Origin of the sequence: Comamonas endophytica (assembly GCF_023634805.2) — a bacterium.
Lineage (GTDB): Bacteria > Pseudomonadota > Gammaproteobacteria > Burkholderiales > Burkholderiaceae_C > Comamonas > Comamonas endophytica.
In genome coordinates this window covers 2,267,043-2,287,613 of the sequence record NZ_CP106881.1, presented here as the reverse complement: position 1 = coordinate 2,287,613, position 20,571 = coordinate 2,267,043, and the positions used below count along the sequence as shown (strand labels likewise).

The following is a 20,571-nucleotide window of genomic DNA, read 5'->3' as shown; positions in this document are numbered from 1 at the left end:
CGGCAGGGCGGCCTGCAGCAGTTTCCACCGATGTCAGGCAGAGCGCCGGTAATCCCCGAAGCCCAGTTCGTGATTGCGCGAACTGCCCCAGGCATCGAAGCTCTTGACCTGCCGCAGCAGATCATGGGACAGCGCGTCCTTGTCGCTGGCCAGCTCCACCAGCGGCCAGGCGATCTGCAGCGGATTCGCCCGGATATCGAGGCGCTGGCGCAACGCGCCGTAGTGCTCGGCAAAGATCTCCACGCCCTCGATCACCTCCTGCGCAATCTGCGGCAGGTTGCCGCTCTTGCCGCGTCCCGGGTCCAGCACCGGCTCGATGCCGCCGGCCCCGAGCTGCAGGCCGATCACCGAATGGTGGGGGGCGGAGAAGAACAGCTCCACGGCCGCCCGGTTGGCGTAGATCTCGGCCATCGCCTTCGGCGACGTGTTGGCAGCGCTGATCATGGCGGACATGCGCTGGTTCTGTTCGCGGCGCGCGCGTTCCGGCGTGTCGGCGAGGCAGAAATAATAGCCAAAGACCTCGATATCCATCAGGGAACGGACGGCCAGCTCGAAGGCCTCCTGGGTCGTGCCGCTCCACCCCACATCCACCAGCGCCACCCGGCTGCCCTGGCGGATGCCCAGCTGCCGCAGGTAGGAATGCAGTGCCCGGCGGTTGCGCCGGCAGACCTTGAGGATTTCCCAGCGCCAGGCATACAGGAAGCTTGCCAGCTTCTCGTGCAGGGCAACGCTCACGCGCACCTGCGCGCCCAGGCCCAGGTCCTGCATGACCTGCGCGGCTGGCGGCTGCACGCCGATGCGCTCCAGCAGCTCGCAGGGCGCGAGGCCGTCCGAGCCGGACAGCAGGAAGGGAATGAACTGCCCGAAATTGTCCGCGTTGATGGCCGCCAGGTTGTAGGCGGTGCGCGAGCCCAGGAAATAACAGAAGCTGGGAAGCTCGCCTTCCGCGGTCTTGCGGGCCAGCCGCTCCAGCGCGTAGCCATCGCGCGAGAGGAACAGCACATGGTCGATGCCATCCACGCGGGCGCGTTCCCCGATCCACTGGAGGAAGCCGGCATTGGCCGCTCCGCCATAGATGAATCCCAGCTCGGCATACGAGCCGGCCGGAACCTCGCGCGCACGGGTGCGCAGCAGCCCGTGGCCGATGGACGTTGCCAGCGAGGCATTCTTCCTGACCACCTGCGCGCGCGATTCGCGGTAATGGAAGGCCATCAACCCTTTCTCGCGCGGGCGCGTGACATCGGCCTGCAGGTTGTCGCCAATGTGCAGGATCTTGCCGGCCGGCACGCCCAGCCTTTCGATCAGGACCTCGAACAGCTCTCCGCAGTCGCGTTTCGTCGCGTTGCAATCCGCGGAAATGAACATCGGCAGATGCGCCAGGCCATGGGGCCGCAAGGCTTCGATGAAGAAGTCCGCCGACAGGTACATGTCCGAGGTCACGACCACCGTCTTTCCGGCCTCGATCAGGGCGCGGAACAAGGCGAACATTTCCGGATTCGGCTCGATCAGGGCCGTCTCCAGCGCATATTCCGCCTGCATCAGGTCGGCGCAGGGAACCGGCATTTCGGAAAAACACCCATAGATGTCCGCCAGCGTGATTTCCTTGCGTCCGGCGTCCAGCATGCGGCGGAAGGCCTCGACCTGTGCGGCGCGGCGGCGCGCGCGGAAATCATCGATCCCGAACCTGCGGCCCAGCAGATCGAATGCATCCTCGGGATGGGCCAGGGGACGGATGAACAGGGTGTCGAAGAAATCGAAGGAGACCGCTTCGGCCCGCTCCAGCATCGCGCCCAATTCGGCATGGCCGGGAATGTTCTCCAGGGCCGCGAGGGCCTCGGTCAGGCCGGGCTTGCTTTCCACGCTGTGCGTCATTGGGGTACCTCGAATTGAATCCCGTTCGGATGCAGATTGGGGTTATGGAAGGGATCGCAGAGGAAAAAGCGCGGGTTCTTCTCGTAGAGATGGGCCAGCTCGCGCTTGAGGCGCTCGCGCTTGGCCTGGTCGATATGGTCCACGCCGCGGCTCACGGATTCATGGTGCGTCAGACGCACCGCCTGGCACACCACGTTGTAGAAGCCCGCGCCATGCAGCCGCATGCACAGGTCCACATCGTTGTAGGCAATGGGCAGGGTCTCGTCGAAGCCATCGACCGCCTCGAACCTGTCCCGCGCCACCATCAGGCAGGCACCGGTCACGGCCAGCCAGTTGTATTCCAGCAGATTGCGCATGTAGTAGCCGGGGCTGTCGCCGTCCTGCAGCAGGAAGGCATGCCCCGGGCCGTCCTCCAGATTCAGGATGCCGGCGTGCTGCACCTGGCGGCCTCCCGGGTACAGCAGCTTGGCGCCCACCGCCCCGACATGGGGCAACTGGGCGAAGCTGCCCATGCGCTCGAGCCAGTCCTCCTGCAGGATCTCGGTGTCGTCATTGAGGAACAGCAGCAGCTCGCCCTGGGCATGGCGCACGCCGATATTGTTCAGCTCGGAGAAGTTGAAGGGCGCATCGTGCCGTATGACGCGCACGCCCGGCTGGTCCTGCAACTGCTGCAGATACGCGCATGTGTGCGGCTCCACCGAGCCGTTGTCCAGGATCACCACTTCGAAATGCCGCCAGCGCGTGCGCTCGAAAAGCGATTCGATGCAGCGGCGCAGTATCTTTTCATTGTCCCGGGTGGGAATGATGATCGAGATCAGCGGGTTGCCCTGCAGATGGTAGGCCACGCGGAAATAGCCCGGCACCTGCTCCACCGGCTCCACGTCCCCGCGCAGGCCGCGCCGCTGCAGCGCATCCTCGCGCACGCGGCGCGAGGCCTCCAGCACGTACGGCTTGGCGGCGATGTCCGAGGCGATCGAGGCGGGAATGATGCGCCAGTGGTAGAGCACCTTGGCGATGTGGTTGATGCGGTCGGTGTGCTCCGAGACACGGAGCACGAAATCCCAGTCCTGGCAGCCGTCGTAATCCGAGCGCAGCCCCCCGGTCTTCTCCAGCAGGCTGCGGCGCACGCAGGACACATGGCAGGTGAACATGGTGCTCATCATCGTGTCCGGCGACCAGTCGGGCTTGAAATGCGGCTCGCTGTAGTCGCCGGCCTGGGTGAGCTTGTCTTCGTCGCTGTAGATGAAATCCGGCTGCTCGCGCTCTATGCAGAGCGCCAGCTCGTAGAGGCAGTCCACGGTGATCTCGTCATCGTGGTCCATGAACACGATGAAGTCGCCCTCCGCCGCGTCCAGCGCCGCATTGGTGGCCCCGGCGATGCCCTGGTTGCGCTCCAGACGCAGCAGCTTGATCTGCGGGTGGTCGATGCGCGCCAGCGCCTGGCGTGTTTCCTCGGACGGGCTGGCATCGTCGCTCAGGATCAACTGCCAGTGGGGATACCACTGCTTTTTGACCGAGTCGAGCACGGCCTCCAGCAGTTCGGGCGGCGTGTTGTACACCGGCACGACAATGGAAAACAGCGGCTTGGACTGCATGGCCTCGAGCCGCTGCGCCAGGTCCATAGGGGGCTGCGGCTCGACGTAGGTGTAATGGCTTGGCACCGGATCGAGCGCATAGCGGCCTTGCCGGTCGCGCACGATGGCCGCAGGCGCCAGGGCAAAGCCTGGCCCGGCTGCAGGCCCGGGCTGCGCCGCCAGGTACTTCTGCTGGCGGATGCGCGCGCGCAGGCCCTGCAGCCCTTCGCGGCGCCAGACCCGTACCGCCTTGCGCGCCAGGCTGGGAAGCGACTGGCTTCTGGACAGGCGGCGCACGATCGCCAGCAGGCTGCCGAGCCGCTTGCGCAGGCTGCCCAGAGCGCGCAAGGGACGAGTGATGCGCCAGCTCCTCGACCGATGCAGCGCATGCACCGTTTCCTGCAGGGCCCGGGCCTGTTTTTCCTGTGCCGCGAGGCAATCCCTGAGGCCGGCGATCACCCCCTCCTTCTCGCCGGCTTCACGGGACAGATCCGACAGCTGGCTCTCCTTCTGCGCCAGGGCCTGGGCCAGGCTTTCGATCCGGCTGCCGCGCTGCGCTGCGGTGTGCGCCAGCTGCTCCCACGCCTCGTCGGGCGCGCGGTCCATGGCCGTCCATGGATTGGCGGATTGCGGCTGCGCGAGCGAGCTGCCCGACAGCGCCTGGAGCCCGGGAACCACCTGGTCGCTCCTGCCGGCAACGATGCGATCGCCCAGCACATTGGCCCTGGCCGTCTTCTTGCGCACCACGCACACCGAGTTGAAGAATTCGATGGAATGGATCTGCGCGAGCTGCGCTTCGTCGAACTGCGTCTGGTACTGCTCGGAGAACCCGCGCACCAGTTCCTTGCGTTCCCTGTCGATGCCCCAGTGTTCATGGTTGATCACATCGACCAGCCGCTTGAAGAAGGCCAGAGAGGAATAGGGGTGGTACAGGCCGCCCTCGAAGTCCTGCCAATAGCTGCAATGCAGGTCCTCCGCGACGAATACCCCGCCCTGCTCCAGATGGCGGAAGTAAAAGGCAAAGGATTTGACGATATCGCTCGAGACATGCGAGCCGTCGTCGATGATCAGATCGAAGGCCGGCGAATGGCCCAGGATCTGCGCCGCGGTCACCTCGGCGTTGGCATCGCCGATGACGACCTTGACGCGTGGATCCTCATAGCTCAGCCGGGAGCAGGCCGGGTTGATGTCGCAGCCGATGAAAATCCTCGCATTCCGGAAATACTCGGTCCATATCTCCAACGAGCCGCCATTCTGTATGCCGATCTCCAGCATGCGGATGGGCTGGCTGCGGAAACCGGAAAAGATCCTGTCGTATTCAGCGAGATAGATTTCCCACTTGTCAGAGACCTTGCCCTGATGCTCTTGATAAAGTTGAACCAGAGATTTCACGCAGTCACTTCCAGTTTGATATCTTGAAAAGGCACGCCGACCAGCCCCCAGCGGACTTCGCTCGAGGAGACGTTGAGAATCAATGCATCGTGCAGCCAATGGTGCTGGACATGGCTGTGCAGGTCGCCATCCGCCAGCGACGCCATGACCGTATATTGCCCATTGGGCAGCATCGGCAAACGGAAGATATATTCGCTTTTCAGTGTCGAACCCGCGGACACCGGCAGCGGATGCAGATTGGTGAAAGGCAGGGTGTTCTCGCCGAACAGATCCTGGCCCAGGCGGTCCTTCACCATGAACCCGAGAATGGGCCGGGCCAGGTCCTGGGCCACCTTGGCGGTGATCACCATGCGGATCATCTCGCCGCCCTGGAGCACCTCGTCGCGGCCCGACTGCAGCGAATGCCACTGGATGGAGACGATTTCGCCGGCACCGGTCTTCCAGCCGTTGGCTTCGCTCAGATTCTCCGCCACGAAAACGCGCGCGCCATAATCGACGAAAGGTGGCGAAACATCCTCCTGCGCGGCATTCTCAGGGCGATCCGCCGCCATTTCGGCAGAACGCAGGCTTTCAAGCGACTGCAGGCTTTCGTTCTTCCCGTATATTTCCTGCAGGGTGTATTGATAATATTCCTCGGAAATCTCCTTGGCCGGCCCCATCTTCCGCAGGTTGCCACCGTGCAGCCAAACGACCCGCTCGCAGAGGTTCAGCACCGAACCCATGTCGTGGCTTACGAAGATCAGGGTTCCGCGCTCCTTGAATTTGCGCAGGAAACGCATGCACTTCTGCGTGAACACCGCGTCCCCTACCGCCAGGGCTTCATCGATGACCAGGATTTCCGCGTCCACATGCGCGATGACCGCGAATGCCAGGCGCACGTACATGCCGCTGGAATAGCTCTTGACCGGCTGCTCGATGAACTCGCCGATATCGGCAAACGCGGCGATCCGGTCGAAACGCTGGTCGATCTCCTCCTTGCTCAGGCCCAGCACCGCGCCGTTCATGTAGACGTTCTCGCGCCCGGTGAACTCCGGATTGAAACCCGCGCCCAGCTCCAGCAGGGCGGCAATGCGGCCATGGGTGCTGACACTTCCCGCGGTGGGATTGAGCGTGCCGCAGATCACTTGCAGCAGGGTCGATTTCCCGCTGCCGTTTCTTCCGATGATGCCGACCGTTTCGCCCTTCCTGATCTCGAAGGAGACATCATTCAAGGCCCAGAATTCACGAAAATACCTTTGCTGCCGCTGACCGGACAGCCTCTGCAGACGAGGCAATATGTACTGCTTCAGGCGGTCCCGGGGCTTATCGTAGATTTGATAGCACTTCCTGATATTTTCGACCTTGATGGAAATTTCAGAGGACATCGGCAAACCCGCTACGTGTTTTCTGGAACCAGGCGAAACCCAGGCAGGCAATGGCCAAGGCAAAGATCCAATACCATCCCATCAGGACGAATTCCGGCGACTTGCCCCAGAACAGCACATCGCGTGTCTGCTCGATGACGGGCGTGAGAGGGTTCAGGTACACCAGATGGCGATAATCCTCCGGCAGGGCGGCGGCTGGATAGAAGATGGGGCTCAGAAACATCAGCACCGTCGTGATCACCCCCACCAGTTGCGAGACATCGCGCAGGAAGACGCCCAGGGAGGCAAGCGCCCAGCTCAAGCCCATCACGAAAAGCAGAAACGGCAGCACGATCAGCGGCAGATACAGCGCGGTGGCATGCGGAATTCCAAAAAATGCCACGTAGGCCAGCAGCCAGACGCACAGGCTGATGGCCGCATGGAACAGTGCGGAAAGCAGCGTCACCCAGGGAAGTATTTCCAGTGGGTAAACCACTTTCTTCACATAGTTGCTATTCGCCAGAATCAGGCCAGGGGCGCGGTTGATGCATTCTGAAAATATATTGAAGACGATCAGGCCCGCAAACAGCACCAGGGCGAATTCCGATTTCGATTCGCCGCCGCCGCTCCAGCGCGCCTTGAAGACCTCGCTGAAAACAAAGGTGTAGACCGCCAGCATGAAAACCGGATTGAAGAACGACCAAAGTATTCCCATGACCGAGCCGCGATAGCGCCCGTGCACCTCGCGCTTGGCCGAAGTCTTGATGAGTTCACGGTTGCGCCAGAGACTGGCGAACATCTCGCGCGGACTCGCAGAAAAAACGCGCATCAGAAAAACACCTCGTAATTGCCCTGGTCTTGATTTCGATGACCCATCGAATGAAATACCAGCTGCATGGTCTGAAGAAAATACCCGTCCATCCGAAAGCCATCTTTCCAAAAATCTTTCAAGCACCTCCAGGCCTTGCCCATCTTCGGTGGTGCAGCGCCGCGCCCAGGGCAGCGGCGAACCCTGCAGTCTAGCAGGCCGGATGCACACCGGCGCCTCTCCCGCCAAGCCCGGTCCAAGCCTGCACGCCATGCCGGGCCATGGTCCTGGCGTGCCTGCACAGCGGTGCCAGGCAAGGTCCGGAGGCGGGACGCCGTTCAGCCACTTACCAGTCTTACAATCGCGTGCGCACTTCCGGACGGCGCGCCTGCCCGCTCGCAAGGATCTCGATGCGATGGATCCGCCGGCAGTGCGCCCTGTCTTCCCAGGCTGCCCACCGATCAGAACTTCTTGAAAATCACGGCAATGACCAGGCCGATATTCCCCAGCCAGGTCTGCCGGTATATTCCACTTCGCTTGAAATAAAGAATTCGTCCAAAGAAACCCATTTTCCGTGCCTTGGCGAAATTCTCCAGAATCTCTTTGTTCCGCGGGATCAGCCTGTGCTTCAAACGGCCCAGAGCCGCAATATTGCAATCGTTCCAACGCCTGAATCGCTCGTGCCACAGCATGCGGATACGGTCCAGACGCGCGCCCCAGGTGGAATTCATGCCGATGACATTGGCATCGTGCTGGCGATAAAGCAACGTGGGCTCCGGGTCATAGAAAACCCGGCCGCCGCAGCCTGTGACCACGATATAGGTCCACCAGTCGTGCGCGACCACGGGAAGCTCCTTGCCGGCTTCGAGCAAAAGGGCCCTGGCTGCGCTGTTGAGCACCATGGTGTTGCCGCTGGCGATGTTCTGCATCAGCGCATTGGCGAAGCCCGCAGGCTTGGGAAACAGCGGCGACAGGCCTATTTCACGGCCGCCGGCATCGACCAGGCGGGTGCGGCCGCAGTACAGCGCAGGAACGCCTTCGGGCACGGATTGCAGCCAGTGCACGGCGCGCTCGAGTTTTTCGGCCTGCCAGATATCGTCCTGGTCCGAGTAGGCGAAGCAATCGGCTTCGAGCCCGGGCCGGCATATCAGGGACAGGAAGTTGGCGGCAAAGCCCTTGGCCGGACCGGCATGGAGGGTGAGCTTTTCCGCGCCCCAGCGGGCCTGGTAGGACGCCAGCAGCTCCAGCGTTCCATCCTTCGAGCCGTCATCGGAAACCTGCAGCTCCCAATGCGCATAGGTCTGTGCGGCATATGAATCGAGCTGTTCGCCCAGGAAGCGCCGGCCGTTGTAGGTGCACAGCAGGATCGCCACCTTCGGCCGGCGCGCCGGCCGGGACATGGATTGCCCTGCGTACGAACCCCTTTGCGCATCGGGCAGGGTCGCTGGATTCATCCGGATGGCATGTTTCACTGTGAGTCCTTGCGCATTGCCCAAGCCGCGGGATCCAGGCGTGAAAGCCCTGCAGGTGCAAATGCGCGTGCCGAGCCAGTCGAGGCAAGCCGGTTACCGGCTTGCCCGCTCGGCCAAAAAAGAGGTGAAAGCAGTGGGCGGCCCCCATGCGCCGCCCACCGCTGGCCGCTCAGGCCCCTTCCCAGCGCCTGAGCACCAGGCTGGCGTTGGTGCCGCCAAAGCCGAAGCTGTTCGACAGCACCTGGCGCAGCGGCGCGTCGCGGGTCTCGGTGACCAGCGGCATGCCCTCGACCGCGGGGTCGGGGGTTTCCACGTTGGCCGAACCGGCAATGAAGCCCTTGTTGAGCATCAGCAGGCAGTAGATCGCTTCCTGCACGCCGGTCGCGCCCAGCGAATGGCCGGTCAGCGACTTGGTGGACGAGAACGGCGGAATGTTCTCGCCGAACACCTCGCGGATCGCGCGCAGCTCGGGCACGTCGCCCACCGGGGTCGAGGTGCCGTGGGTATTGATGTAGTCGATCGGGCCTTCGAGGCCCTCGATGGCCTGGCGCATGCAGGCGATCGCGCCGTCGCCCGACGGAGCCACCATGTCTTCGCCGTCCGAGGTGGCGCCGAAGCCCACGACTTCGCCGAGGATGGTCGCGCCGCGCGCCAGCGCATGCTCGAGGCTTTCCAGCACCACGGCGCCGCCGCCGCCGGCAATGACGAAGCCATCGCGGTTGGCGTCATAGGCGCGCGAGGCCTTCTCGGGCGTGGCGTTGTACTTGCTCGACATCGCGCCCATGCCGTCGAACAGCAGCGACATGCCCCAGGACAGCTCCTCGCCACCGCCGGCAAACATGACGTCCTGCATGCCCCAGGCGATCTGCTGGGCCGCGGAGCCGATGCAATGCGCGGAGGTCGAGCAGGCCGAGGTGATCGAGTAGTTGATGCCCTTGATGCCGAAATTCGTCGACAGGCAGGCCGAGACCGTCGAGCTCATGCAGCGCGTGACCTGGTAGGGGCCGACGCGGCGGATGCCCTTCTCGCGCAGCGTGTCCGCGGCTTCGATCTGGTTGGCCGGCGAGCCGCCGCCCGAGCCCATGATCAGGCCGGTGCGCGGATGGGAAACCTGCTCGGGCGTGAGCCCCGCCTCGGCAATGGCCTGGGCCAGCGCGATCTGCGCATAGGCCGCGGCATCGCCCATGAAGCGCAGTTCCTTGCGGTCGATCAGCGCTTCCAGATCGATCTGCGGAACACCGGCCACCTGGCTGCGCATGCCCAGCTCTGTGAACTCGGGCATGGCGCGGATTCCCGAGCGGCTCTCGCGCAGCGAGGCCTCGACCGTTGCATTGTCATTACCGATGCACGAGACGATGCCCGTGCCCGTGATCACCACCCGACGCTTCATTCTGCGGATCCTTCGGCCTTGTCCTCGCGCATGAACAGTCCCACGCGCAGGTCCGTCGCCGTATAGATGAGTTTGCCATCGGCCAGCAGGCGGGCGTCGCCGATGGCCATGTTGAGTTTGCGCTTGATCAGGCGCTTGATGTCGATTTCATAGGTCACCAACTTGACGTCAGGACCCACTTCGCCGGTGAACTTGACCTCGCCCGCGCCCAGTGCGCGGCCGCGGCCGGGCAGCTGCAGCCAGGTCAGGTAGAAGCCGATCAGTTGCCACATGGCGTCGAGCCCCAGGCAGCCGGGCATGACCGGATCGCCCTGGAAATGGCATTTGAAGAACCACAGGTCCGGGTTCACGTCGAGCTCGGCCACGATCTTGCCCAGACCATGCTCACCGCCCTCGCCGTCGATGTGCGTGATGCGATCGAACATCAGCATCGGAGGCAGAGGCAGGCGCCCGGAATCAGGAGTGAACAGCTTGCCCTCGCCGGAGGCGATCAGTTGCTGGTAGGAAAAGGAATCGGCCATTATCAAACTTGCTCCACAGCGGTGAGGTCACCGCTTCGTTGTCGTGTGCTGCGCAGCATTCCGCATGCGCCACAGGCGCGCATTATCCTTTCCACGGCATTGCCGGGAAAGTGCAAAGACCCTGCACATCGGTCCATCAAAAATCCACAGTCTACTTGTGCGCCGCGCATGTCCGCCGCCTCCAGACAGCCCCGACCAGCGCCAGCCCGGCCAGCAGCCACAGCGGCAGCTGCCCGGTCCAGCGCACCCAGCGCGCAAAGGGCGTGAGCCCTTCCCGTCCCTCGACGCTGCCGGTCAACACGCCGCGCACGTGCGGCGCGAGCGCGTGGGTCACGTCGCCATGGTGGTCGATGATCACCGTGGCGCCGGTATTCGTGGCGCGCAGCATCGGCCGCTCGAACTCGAGCGCGCGCATGCGGCTGATCGCCAGATGCTGGTCGATGGCGACGCTGTCGCCAAACCAGCCGATGTTGCTCACGTTGACGAAGACCGTGGGTGCCGTGGACAGGTCACGGAAACGCTGTCCAAGTTCCTCGCCAAACAGATCTTCATAACAGATGTTCGGCGCGAGCCGCTGGCCGGCCCAGGCCAGCGCGGGCTGCGCCAGGCCGCCGCGGTTGAAATCGCCCAGCGGGATGTTCATCATCTGCGTGAACCACTTGAACAGCGGCGGGATGAACTCGCCAAAGGGCACCAGGTGGTGCTTGTCATAGCGGTACACCGGCGCCTCGCCCGGCACCAGGCCGACCACCGAATTGGTGAAGCCTTCCACCGGGTTGCCCAGCGGGATGCCGATCAGCGCGGCCTGCGGGCCCTGGCTGAAATGCTGCTGCAACACCTCCAGGTAGTTGCGCGGCAGCTGTTGGGGCAGCAGCGGGATGGCGGTTTCCGGCGCGACCACGAGCCGGGCATCGCTGCCGCGCAACGCCGCCGCATACCATTCGAGCGCCAGCGGTATGCCGCTGCCGGGCTCGAATTTCTCATCCTGTGGAATATTGCCCTGCAGCAGCGCCACGCTGAGCGCGGGCGGCTTCGCGGCAGGCGCATCCGCCAGGCAGGCGCGCAGCGCGCAGTCGCGCTGCCAGAACAGCCCGGCCAGAAGCGCCGCGCCGGCCAGCGCCAGCGCCCAGGGGTGCGCGTGGCGCAGATGCGCCGGACGCAGGCCGGCCAGCGCATGGGCCAGCACGGCCGCGACGGCCCCGGTGCCGTAGACACCGAGCCAGCGCGGCAGCACGGACAGCGGCCCGTCGACATGGGCATAGCCGCCCGCGCCCCAGGGGAAACCGGTCCACAGGCTGCCGCGGGCGAGCTCGGCCAGGGTCCAGCAGGCCGCAAACAGCAATGCCGACGCCAGTGCGCCCGCGGGCCGCCAGCGCACGAAGGCCCAGGCCGCCAGCGCGTAATAGCTGCCCAGGAAGGCGGCCAGCCCCAGCACGGCAAGCACCGCCAGCGGCGCGGCCAGCCCGCCATAGGTGTGCATGGAGATGAACAGCCACCAGAAGGTCGCGGCCAGCCAGCTGGTCGCGAACAGGCCGGCAAATGCAGCGGCCCGCAGCGGCTGCAGGGTGCCGCGCAATCCGTGCGCCAGCCACGCCAGCGACAGGATCTGCAGCCACCACAGGGGCTGGCCATCCAGGGGCTGTCCGCCCGCGGGCCAGGCCATGGACAGCGCCTGGGCCACGCCGGCGGCCGCCGCGCCCAGCCAGAAGGCCACACGGCCGTGAAGGGTCAAAGGCATGCGCGGTTTCAGTTCCCCACCAGGCTGTCGGGCGCGTGCTCGCGCACCACGCGGAACCAGCGCACCGCCCCGCCCTTGGTGTGCAGCACGGTGAAGCCCAGGCCCATCATCCGCAGGTATTCGCCGCGCTTGGGCACATGGCCCATCTCGTGCGCGATCAGGCCGCCGATGGTCTCGAAGTCCTCGCCGGGATCGCTCGACTGCAGGATCACGTCGAAGGCCTCGGCCACGCGCTCGACCGGGGTGCCGCCCGAGACGCGGTAGCTGTTGTCGGCCAGCGCGAAGATGTCGCCTTCGTCTTCGGGAATGTCGAATTCGTCCTCGATCTCGCCGACGATCTCCTCGAGCACGTCCTCGATCGTGACCAGCCCTGCGACGCGGCCGAACTCGTCGATGACGATGGCCAGGTGGTTGCGATTGCCTCGGAACTCGCGCAGCAGGTCGTGCAGGCCCTTGGTTTCGGGCACGAACACCGCCGGGCGCAGCAATGCGCGCAGATTGAGCTCGGGAGCGCGCTGGAGCTTGAGCAGGTCCTTGGCCAGCAGGATGCCGATGATGTTCTCGCGCTCGCCCTGGTAGACGGGGAAGCGCGAGTGCGCCGTCGAGATGACCTGGTGCAGGAGGACATCGTAGGGATCGTCGATGTTGACGAGATCCATGCGCGTCGAGGCTACCATCACGTCGCCAGCCGTCATGTCCGCCATCCGGATCACGCGCTCGAGCATCACGCGGGCGTCTGCGCCAATGACCTGGTTGTCTTCGGCTTCCGCCAGGGTTTCGATCAGTTCATCGGCCGACTCGGGGGCCGGATGGATGAACTCGGCGACTTTTTGCAGGAAACTGCGCTTGTCTTCCTTCTCGGAAGAACGAGCAGAATGCGGGTCTGACACTGTCTTGGAATGCAGGACGTGCGGTAGTGGAACAAGCTGTAAGGATAGCGGATTGCCTGCCTTTGGGGTGTGGCGTTTGCAAGAATCCTCGCCGCGCCACGGCCTCTGCGTCGGAGAACGCCTGACGCGCCCCGGCCCATCGAAGTTCTGCGGTGCGGCCGGGCGTTTCAAGCGCCGGCCTTGTGGCGCCCTTCGCGCACTCCCTTGCGCACTTCCTGCAGCCCGGCCAGGAAACTCCAGAACTGCCTTGCCTGCTTCTTGAGTTGGTAGTCGACTTCGGCAAACTGGCGGTTGACCATCCGGCCCATGTGCGTGTCGAAGCCCGCGGGCGGCAGCTGCAGGTAGGCCTCCGATTCCGAGCCGTCGCGCGTGACCTCGGCGCCGGCCTTGCGCGCGATCTTCAGCATGGCGGTGTTCTCGGACAGCGCATGGATGAACATCATGCGCACGCCGCGCGTGCGCGCATGCACGATCGCGTGGTCGAAAAGGCGCCGGCCCAGGCCCTTGCCGCGCGCCTGCTTGAGCACCGAAACGCCGAATTCGGCGCAGCTGCGGTGCTCGGGCGGCGGCGCATACGCCAGGTGCGCCATGGCAATCAGCTCCAGGCGCCGGTTGTAGATGCCGAATACCTGGTCGCGGTCGAAATCCAGCTGCTGCACGTAGCGCTGCACCTGTTCGTCGCTGGCCGCATAGCCGAAGCGCAGGTAGCGGTCGGCCTTGTCGAGCTTGAGCAGGTGGCGGGAGACGCTCTGGCGGTGGCGCGCACCCAGGGTGCGGATAGGAACCATGGCAGGACGGCACGAGGCAATGAAGAGAATCGACGGGCTGGCCACCGGACGCAAGATGTGCTTGCCCGCGTGCCAGGACGACTTCAGCCAGTCAATAGGAACCTTCATGCCTCGAATATAGGGGATTACCCTATATTTACCAAGAGCCTTGTTGCAGTGCAGCATGAAAACGATGCGGGGGGACAACAGGTTGCGTGCGCTTGGCTTGAGAACAGGCCGTTCATGGTTCGACGGAGCCGCCCAGGCAGGCTCACCACGAACGGAAAGAACCGTTGGTCCTGAGCCTGTCGAAGGATCAACGTCCTGTCCTCCAAACGTGAAATTTTCACACTGAACCCAAAGGACGCATAAATCGCTGCGTCAAGGGTGAAGCTCCCGTCCTCAGACCGGGACTGCCGTCGTCGCCTTCACCCGATCCAATACAAAGCTGGTCTTGCAATCCTGCACGCTGGGATGCTTGAGCAGCGTGTCCATGATGAAGCGGCTGTAGTGCGCCATGTCGCTGACCACCACGCACAGCAGGTAGTCCATCTCGCCGGTCAGCGAGGAGCATTCGACGACCTCGGGCCAGGTCTGCACGCTGGCGCGGAACACGTCCATGGGATTGCGCTTGCTGGTCTCGGTGTACTTCTCGAGCCGCACATTGAGGTAGGCCGTGAGGCCCAGGCCCACGGTCTCGGGACGCACCAGGGCGACATAGCGGTCGATGACGCCGGCTTCCTCCAGGCGCTTGACGCGGCGCAGCACGGCGCTAGGCGACAGGCCGACCTGCTCGCCGATGACGTCATAGGTTTCACGGCCGTTTTCCTGCAGCCGCCGGAGGATGGCCCGGTCCAGCTTGTCGATGGTTTGCGTTGCGCTCATGGGCAGGGATTCTACGGAACCCGCCGAAACACCCCAGGGTTTGCCCGAATCCCCCCGGAATACTGCATGAAATGTGTCTTTGCTGCATTTTTCATGCAGCCACAGCGCGCGGCCCTGGCCGACAATGCAGGAATTCGCTGCTGCCAAGTTCTAAAGTGGTTCCATATCCACCGGAGACAACAATGAACGCCCCGCTGCCGCTGCACACCGCCGCCCCCTCTTCCACCGACGCCTGGGACAACCCCATGGGCACCGATGGCTTCGAATTCATCGAATACGCCGCGCCCGACCCGGTGGCCATGGGCAAGGTGTTCGAGAGCATGGGCTTCAAGGCCGTGGCGCGGCACCGCCGCAAGAACGTGACGCTGTACCGCCAGGGCGAGATCAACTTCATCATCAACGCCGAGCCGGACAGCTTCGCGCAGCGCTTCGCGCGGCTGCACGGCCCGAGCGTCTGCGCGATCGCGTTCCGCGTCCATGATGCCAAGGCCGCCTACGAGCGCGCGCTGGACCTGGGCGCCTGGGGCCACGATGGCACGCCGACGCCGGGCGAGCTCAACATCCCGGCCATCAAGGGTGTGGGCGACAGCCGCATCTACCTGGTCGACCGCTGGCGCGGCAAGAACGGCGCCCAGCCCGGCGACATCGGCAACATCGGCTTCTTCGATGTCGACTTCGTGCCGCTGCCCGGCGTCACCACCGGGGACATGCTGAACCCGCGCGGCCACGGCCTGACCTATATAGACCACCTGACGCACAACGTGCACCGCGGCCGCATGGCCGAATGGGCCGACTTCTACGAACGGCTGTTCAACTTCCGCGAGATCAAGTATTTCGACATCGAAGGCCAGGTCACGGGCGTCAAGAGCAAGGCCATGACCAGCCCCTGCGGCAAGATCCGCATCCCGATCAACGAGGAAGGCAAGGAAAAGGCCGGGCAGATCCAGGAGTACCTCGACTCCTACCATGGCGAGGGCATCCAGCACATCGCGATGGGCTCGGACGACCTCTACGCCACGGTCGACGCACTGCGCGCCGGCGGCGTGCGCCTGCTCGACACCATCGACACCTACTACGAACTCATCGACCAGCGCATTCCGGGCCATGGCGAGCCCGTGGACCAGTTGCACCAGCGCAGGATCCTGATCGACGGCAAGAAGGACGCGGTGCTGCTGCAGATCTTCAGCGAGAACCAGCTCGGCCCGATCTTCTTCGAGTTCATCCAGCGCAAGGGCGACGACGGCTTCGGCAACGGCAACTTCAAGGCGCTGTTCGAGAGCATCGAGCTCGACCAGATGCGCCGCGGCGTGCTCTGAAGCCCATGCCCGCGGCGGGAGACAAGCCATGGGACAAGCTCCAGTGGTCTACGGACAATCCGAGCGCCCGCCGCGCGGCGACTACAGCCGCGCAGCCAGCGACTACACCTGTGCGCAGGACTACGCGTCCTATACCGAAACCGACCACGACACCTACCGGCGATTGCACGCGCGCCAGTCGGCGCTGCTGCCGGGCCGGGCCTGCGCGGAGTTCATCGCCGCGCTGCCCTCGCTCGGGCCCCACAAGCGCATCCCGCGCTTCGAGGACATCAACGCGCGGCTGATGCCGGCCACCGGCTGGCAGATCGTCGGCGTGCCCGGGCTGATTCCCGAGCTGGCCTTCTTCGAGCTGCTGGCCGAGCGCCGCTTTCCGGTCACCGACTGGATCCGCACGCCGGCCGAGTTCGACTACATCGTCGAGCCCGACATCTTCCACGACCTCTTCGGCCATGTGCCGCTGCTGTTCAACCCGGTGCTGGCCGACTACGTGCAGCGCTACGGCCAGGGGGGCATCAAGGCGCACCGCCTGGGCGCCTGCGAGATGCTGGCGCGGCTCTACTGGTACACCATCGAGTTCGGGCTGATCCGCGAGGCCGGCGGGCTGCGCGCCTATGGCGCGGGCATCCTGAGCTCGGGTGGGGAGCTGGTGCACGCGGTGGAAAGCCCCGAGCCGCGGCGCCTGCCGCTGAGCGTGGAACGCGCCATGCGCTCGCGCTACAGGATCGACAGCTACCAGCAGACCTATTTCGTCATTGACAGCCTGCAGCAGCTGTTCGACATGACGGACGGCGACTTCGCCCCGCTCTATGCGCAGTTGCGCGCCCTGCCCGAGTTTGCGGCCGATGGCAGCGAGGCGCCCCCCGTCAGGCCTGCTCCACCAGGGCCACGCACTCCTGCATGAGCTTTGGCGCAAATGCCATCTGCACATGCGCCAGATCGACCACCAGCCGGTTGTCGGCGCCGGGGTAGCAGGCGGCGCGCGCCGGAAACACCAGGTTGTCGCAGTTCGAATACCAGCAGGTCATGCGCTCGGCCAGCGCCCCGGGCTCGTGGCGCGCCAGCTCCAGCAGCCAGTCGCTGCCCTGGCGCATCTGCCGGCCGTTGGTGGTGCGGCTGATCTCGGCCAGCGCGGTGCCCTGGTGCGGGGTGCCGATCGTGATCACATGCGCCACAAGTGACTTCAGGCGTTCGGCCGCCTCCGCTTCATCCAGCCCTTCGCACACCACCGCACCGCGGCTGCGCAGCCAGGCGCGGATCACCAGCCCGCCCATGCTGTGGCCGATCACCACCGGCGGGCGCCCGGTGGCCTCGGCCATGCGCCGCACGGCCGCATCGAGCCCGGGCGCGCAGTCGTCGATGGAGCCCCAGACGGGCTCCAGCGTGACCGCCAGGCAGGGAATGCCGCGCGCCGCCAGCAGCCGCTGCCAGGGTTGCCAGAAAGCGCGGTTGCACAGATAGCCATGCACCAGCACCACCCCGATTCGCGCCGCCCGGGCACCTTGCTCAGGCACCGTGTCGGCCACCAGGCCATGGCGAAAAGGCTGGCGCCAGCCAAAGATGCCGCAGGCCAGCGCCACCTCGGCGCGCCAGGCGCGCAGCAGCGCGCGCAGGCCCACCGGGGGGATGGACGGGTCCGCATCGCGCGGCGCAGCACGCATGTACAGGAACTGCAGCGTCACGCTCCACACGGGCAGCAGCAGCAGCGCGGCCACGCCGGCCAGGGCCAGCGCCGGCGAGCGCGGCCATTGCCACCAGAGCCATGCCAGCGCAAGAATCAATCCGCCAAGAATGCAAGCCTGTTGCCATCGTGCGTTCATGTCCCGTGTTTACCATGCCACGCAGGTCCTGAGCATGCGCGCGCGGCGCTGTCCTGCACGGGACTTTCCTGGGACAAGCCCGGAGCCCGGACCATGCCGCCGCGCGACACAATGGACAGATTGCACGCGGCCTGCAGCGCCAGGCCCTCCTTCAGACATTCAAGGCTTGATTCGCATGGATCCTCACTGGCTGCAGAACTATCCCGCGGGTGTTCCCCCGACGGTCGACCCTGGCGCCTACACGTCGGTGGCCCATCTGATCGAGGAATCGCTGAAGAAGAACGCCGACCAGCCCTTCTCGGTCTGCATGGACCGCTGGATGCACTACCGCGAGCTCGACCAGCTGTCCGGGCGGCTGGGTGCCTGGCTGCAGGGCCTGGGGCTGGAAGCCGGCGCGCGCGTGGCCATCATGCTGCCCAACGTGCCGCAATTCGCCGTGGCCATGGCCGCCGTCCTGCGCGCGGGCTATACCTGCGTCAACGTGAACCCGCTCTATACCGCGCGCGAGCTCGAGCACCAGCTCAAGGACTCGGGCGCCAGCGCGATCGTCGTTCTCGAGAATTTCGCCCACACGCTGGCCAGCGTGCTCGAGCGCACGCCGATCCAGCAGGTCTGCATCACCTCGCTGGGCGATCTGCTGGGCCCGGTCTACGGACGCTGGATCCGCTTTGCCGCGCGCCATCTGGCCAGGATGGTGCCGGCCTATGCGCTGCCGCTGGGCGGCGGCCGCCAGGTCACGGCCTTCAACACGGCGCTGGCGCTGGGCGCGCAGCGCACGCTGCGCCCGAGCCCGGCCACGCTCGACTCGATCGCGTTCCTGCAGTACACCGGCGGCACGACCGGCCTGTCCAAGGGCGCGATCCTGACGCACCGCAACATCATTGCCGCGACGCTGCAGGCCGAGGCCTGGTTCGAGCCCGCGCTCGAACGCCTGCCCGACCACCGCCAGCTGCACAGCATCGCCGCGCTGCCGCTCTACCATATCTTCGCGCTCACGCTGTGCCTGCTGGCGATCCGCCAGGGTTCGAGCCTGAGCCTGATTCCCAACCCGCGCGACATCGGCAAATTCGTCGCCGTGCTGAAGAAGCGCCCCTTCCACCTGCTGCCGGGCGTGAACACGCTGTTCAACGCGCTGCTGCAGAACCCGCAGTTCCGCACGCTGGACTTTTCCCACCTGTGCCTGACGCAGGCCGGCGGCATGGCCGCGTCCGAGGGCACGGCGCGCGAATGGAAGAAGGTGACGGGCAGCACCATGATCGAGGGCTGGGGCATGAGCGAGACCTGCGCCACCGGCACCAACAACCCCGTCACCAACCCGCAGTTCACGGGCCATATCGGCCTGCCGCTGCCGGGCATCCTGGTGGCGATCAAGGACGAGCTGGGCCAGGACCTGCCGCTGGGCGTGCCCGGCGAGCTGTGCATCCAGGGCCCCAACGTCATGACCGGCTATTACAACCAGCCGCAGGAAACCGCCCGGGCCTTCACCGACGACGGCTACCTGCGCACCGGCGACGTGGCGCAGATGGATGCGCTCGGCTGCGTGCGCATCATCGACCGCAAGAAGGACATGATCCTGGTCAGCGGCTTCAACGTCTACCCGAACGAGCTCGAGAACGTGGTCTCGCTGTGCCCGCATGTCGTGGAATGCGCGGCCGTGGGCGTGCCCGACGAGAAGCAGGGCGAGGCCATCAAGCTGTTCGTGGTGCGCAGCAGCGAGGCGCTCGACGAGGACGCGCTGCTGCGCTACTGCAGCGAGCACCTCACGGGCTACAAGCGGCCCAAGTACATCGAGTTCCGCGAGGCGCTGCCCAAGACCAATGTCGGCAAGATCCTGCGGCGCGCGTTGCGCACGCCGCAGTGAGCGGCGCCCCCGCCGGCGCGCTGTGGCCGGAGATGACCGTGCTCGAGCGCGGCTGGCTGTCGGCCAACGGCATCCTGTTTGCCGGGCCCGACGCGGCGCTGGTCGACACCGGCTACTGCACCCATGCCGATCAGACGCTGGCGCTGGTGCGCGCCACGCTGGGGCCGCAGCCGCTGGCGCGCATCCTCAACACCCATCTGCACAGCGACCACTGCGGCGGCAACGCGGCGCTGCAGGCCGCCTGGCCGCGGGTGCACACCGCCGTGGCGCCGGGCCAGGCCGACCTGGTGCGCCGCTGGGACGCGCAGGCCCTGGGCTACGTGGCGACGGGCCAGCGATGCCCGCGCTTTCGCCTCGATGGCGTGCTGGCGCCCGGCACGCAGGTGCAGTTGGGCGGCAGGCCCTGGCAGATCCATGCGGCGCCCGGCCATGATCCGCATGCGGTGCTGCTGTTCGAGCCCGAGGCGCGGCTGCTGATCTCGGCCGATGCGCTCTGGGAAAAGGGCTTTGGCGTGGTGTTTCCGGAGCTCGACGGCGAGGACGCGTTTTCCGAGGTCGGCGCGACGCTGGAGCTGATCGAACGGCTGGCGCCCGCCACCGTGATTCCCGGGCACGGGCCGGTTTTCCGCGATGTCGCCGGCGCGCTGGCGGCGGCACGCGCGCGCCTGCAAGCCTTCATGCAGTCGCCCGAGCGCCACGCGCGGCATGCGGCCAAGGTGCTGCTCAAGTTCAAGCTGCTCGAATGGCAGCGCATCGACGAGGCCGGGCTGCTGGTCTGGGTCGCGGCCACGCCCTATATGGACCGGCTGCGGGCGCGGCACCAACCGCAGGCCACGGCGGCGGACTGGGTGGCGGGCCTGGTGCAGGAACTGGTGGCGGTGGGCGCGGCCCGGCGCGAGGCCGGACTGCTGCACAACGGCTAGGG

Annotated in this window: 16 protein-coding genes; 4 read left to right on the top strand and 12 right to left on the bottom strand. The window is 65.5% G+C overall.

The window, feature by feature from the left end; translation table 11 throughout:
• Window positions 1-33: 33 nt before the first annotated feature.
• The 11 genes from M9799_RS10275 to M9799_RS10225 all read right to left on the bottom strand — a co-directional run bounded on the left by M9799_RS10275 (window position 34) and on the right by M9799_RS10225 (window position 14,652).
• Entirely contained in the window at window positions 34-1,872 is a 1,839-nt protein-coding gene (locus M9799_RS10275; RefSeq protein WP_231041584.1) for an HAD family hydrolase, read from the bottom strand.
• Window positions 1,869-4,838: a glycosyltransferase gene (locus M9799_RS10270; protein ID WP_231041583.1), complete on the bottom strand. Its 2,970-nt coding sequence runs from the start codon at window positions 4,836-4,838 to the stop codon at window positions 1,869-1,871. The genes M9799_RS10275 and M9799_RS10270 overlap by 4 nt, the downstream gene beginning before the upstream one ends.
• Window positions 4,835-6,202, bottom strand: coding sequence for an ABC transporter ATP-binding protein (locus M9799_RS10265; RefSeq protein ID WP_231041582.1), 1,368 nt, complete (start codon window positions 6,200-6,202; stop codon window positions 4,835-4,837). Before M9799_RS10265 ends, M9799_RS10270 begins: the two co-directional genes overlap by 4 nt.
• The gene (locus tag M9799_RS10260; RefSeq protein ID WP_231042155.1) at window positions 6,192-7,010 is read right to left on the bottom strand and encodes an ABC transporter permease; all 819 of its coding nucleotides are present in this window, start codon (window positions 7,008-7,010) and stop codon (window positions 6,192-6,194) included. The genes M9799_RS10265 and M9799_RS10260 overlap by 11 nt, the downstream gene beginning before the upstream one ends.
• Before the next feature lie 440 nt (window positions 7,011-7,450).
• Window positions 7,451-8,389 carry a glycosyltransferase family 2 protein gene (locus M9799_RS10255; protein ID WP_231041581.1) on the bottom strand — a complete coding sequence of 313 codons (939 nt, stop codon included), beginning with the start codon at window positions 8,387-8,389 and terminating at the stop codon, window positions 7,451-7,453.
• Window positions 8,390-8,630: 241 nt separating this feature from the next.
• A complete protein-coding gene (gene fabB, locus M9799_RS10250) occupies window positions 8,631-9,851 on the bottom strand; it encodes a beta-ketoacyl-ACP synthase I (protein WP_231041580.1) in 1,221 nt (406 codons plus the stop codon).
• On the bottom strand, window positions 9,848-10,372 hold the full coding sequence (gene fabA / locus M9799_RS10245) for a bifunctional 3-hydroxydecanoyl-ACP dehydratase/trans-2-decenoyl-ACP isomerase (RefSeq protein WP_231041579.1): 525 nt from the start codon (window positions 10,370-10,372) through the stop codon (window positions 9,848-9,850). Before fabA ends, fabB begins: the two co-directional genes overlap by 4 nt.
• 151 nt (window positions 10,373-10,523) lie before the next feature.
• Entirely contained in the window at window positions 10,524-12,110 is a 1,587-nt protein-coding gene (gene lnt / locus M9799_RS10240) for an apolipoprotein N-acyltransferase (RefSeq protein WP_231041578.1), read from the bottom strand.
• A gap of 8 nt (window positions 12,111-12,118) precedes the next feature.
• Window positions 12,119-13,000: an HlyC/CorC family transporter gene (locus M9799_RS10235; protein WP_231041577.1), complete on the bottom strand. Its 882-nt coding sequence runs from the start codon at window positions 12,998-13,000 to the stop codon at window positions 12,119-12,121.
• A 167-nt stretch (window positions 13,001-13,167) separates the two neighbouring features.
• A complete protein-coding gene (locus tag M9799_RS10230) occupies window positions 13,168-13,896 on the bottom strand; it encodes a GNAT family N-acetyltransferase (protein WP_231041576.1) in 729 nt (242 codons plus the stop codon).
• Window positions 13,897-14,169: 273 nt separating this feature from the next.
• A complete protein-coding gene (locus M9799_RS10225) occupies window positions 14,170-14,652 on the bottom strand; it encodes an Lrp/AsnC family transcriptional regulator (protein ID WP_231041575.1) in 483 nt (160 codons plus the stop codon).
• A 182-nt stretch (window positions 14,653-14,834) separates the two neighbouring features.
• On the opposite strand from M9799_RS10225, the gene hppD reads away from it, so the two are divergent.
• Both hppD and phhA read left to right on the top strand, forming a co-directional pair.
• Entirely contained in the window at window positions 14,835-15,968 is a 1,134-nt protein-coding gene (gene hppD, locus M9799_RS10220; protein ID WP_231041574.1) for a 4-hydroxyphenylpyruvate dioxygenase, read from the top strand.
• Between the two features lie 28 nt (window positions 15,969-15,996).
• A complete protein-coding gene (phhA, locus tag M9799_RS10215; protein ID WP_231041573.1) occupies window positions 15,997-16,869 on the top strand; it encodes a phenylalanine 4-monooxygenase in 873 nt (290 codons plus the stop codon).
• Here phhA and M9799_RS10210 read toward each other — a convergent pair.
• Window positions 16,832-17,785 (bottom strand): esterase/lipase family protein, encoded by a 954-nt coding sequence (locus M9799_RS10210; protein WP_231041572.1) that lies wholly within the window; start codon window positions 17,783-17,785, stop codon window positions 16,832-16,834. The two genes, phhA and M9799_RS10210, sit on opposite strands and share 38 nt — an antisense overlap.
• Before the next feature lie 175 nt (window positions 17,786-17,960).
• Here M9799_RS10210 and M9799_RS10205 point away from each other — a divergent pair, with 175 nt between their 5' ends.
• Entirely contained in the window at window positions 17,961-19,646 is a 1,686-nt protein-coding gene (locus M9799_RS10205; RefSeq protein ID WP_231041571.1) for an AMP-binding protein, read from the top strand.
• 32 nt (window positions 19,647-19,678) lie between these two features.
• Window positions 19,679-20,569, top strand: a complete 891-nt coding sequence (locus tag M9799_RS10200) for an MBL fold metallo-hydrolase (RefSeq protein WP_231042154.1) — start codon at window positions 19,679-19,681, stop codon at window positions 20,567-20,569.
• Window positions 20,570-20,571 lie beyond the last annotated feature (2 nt).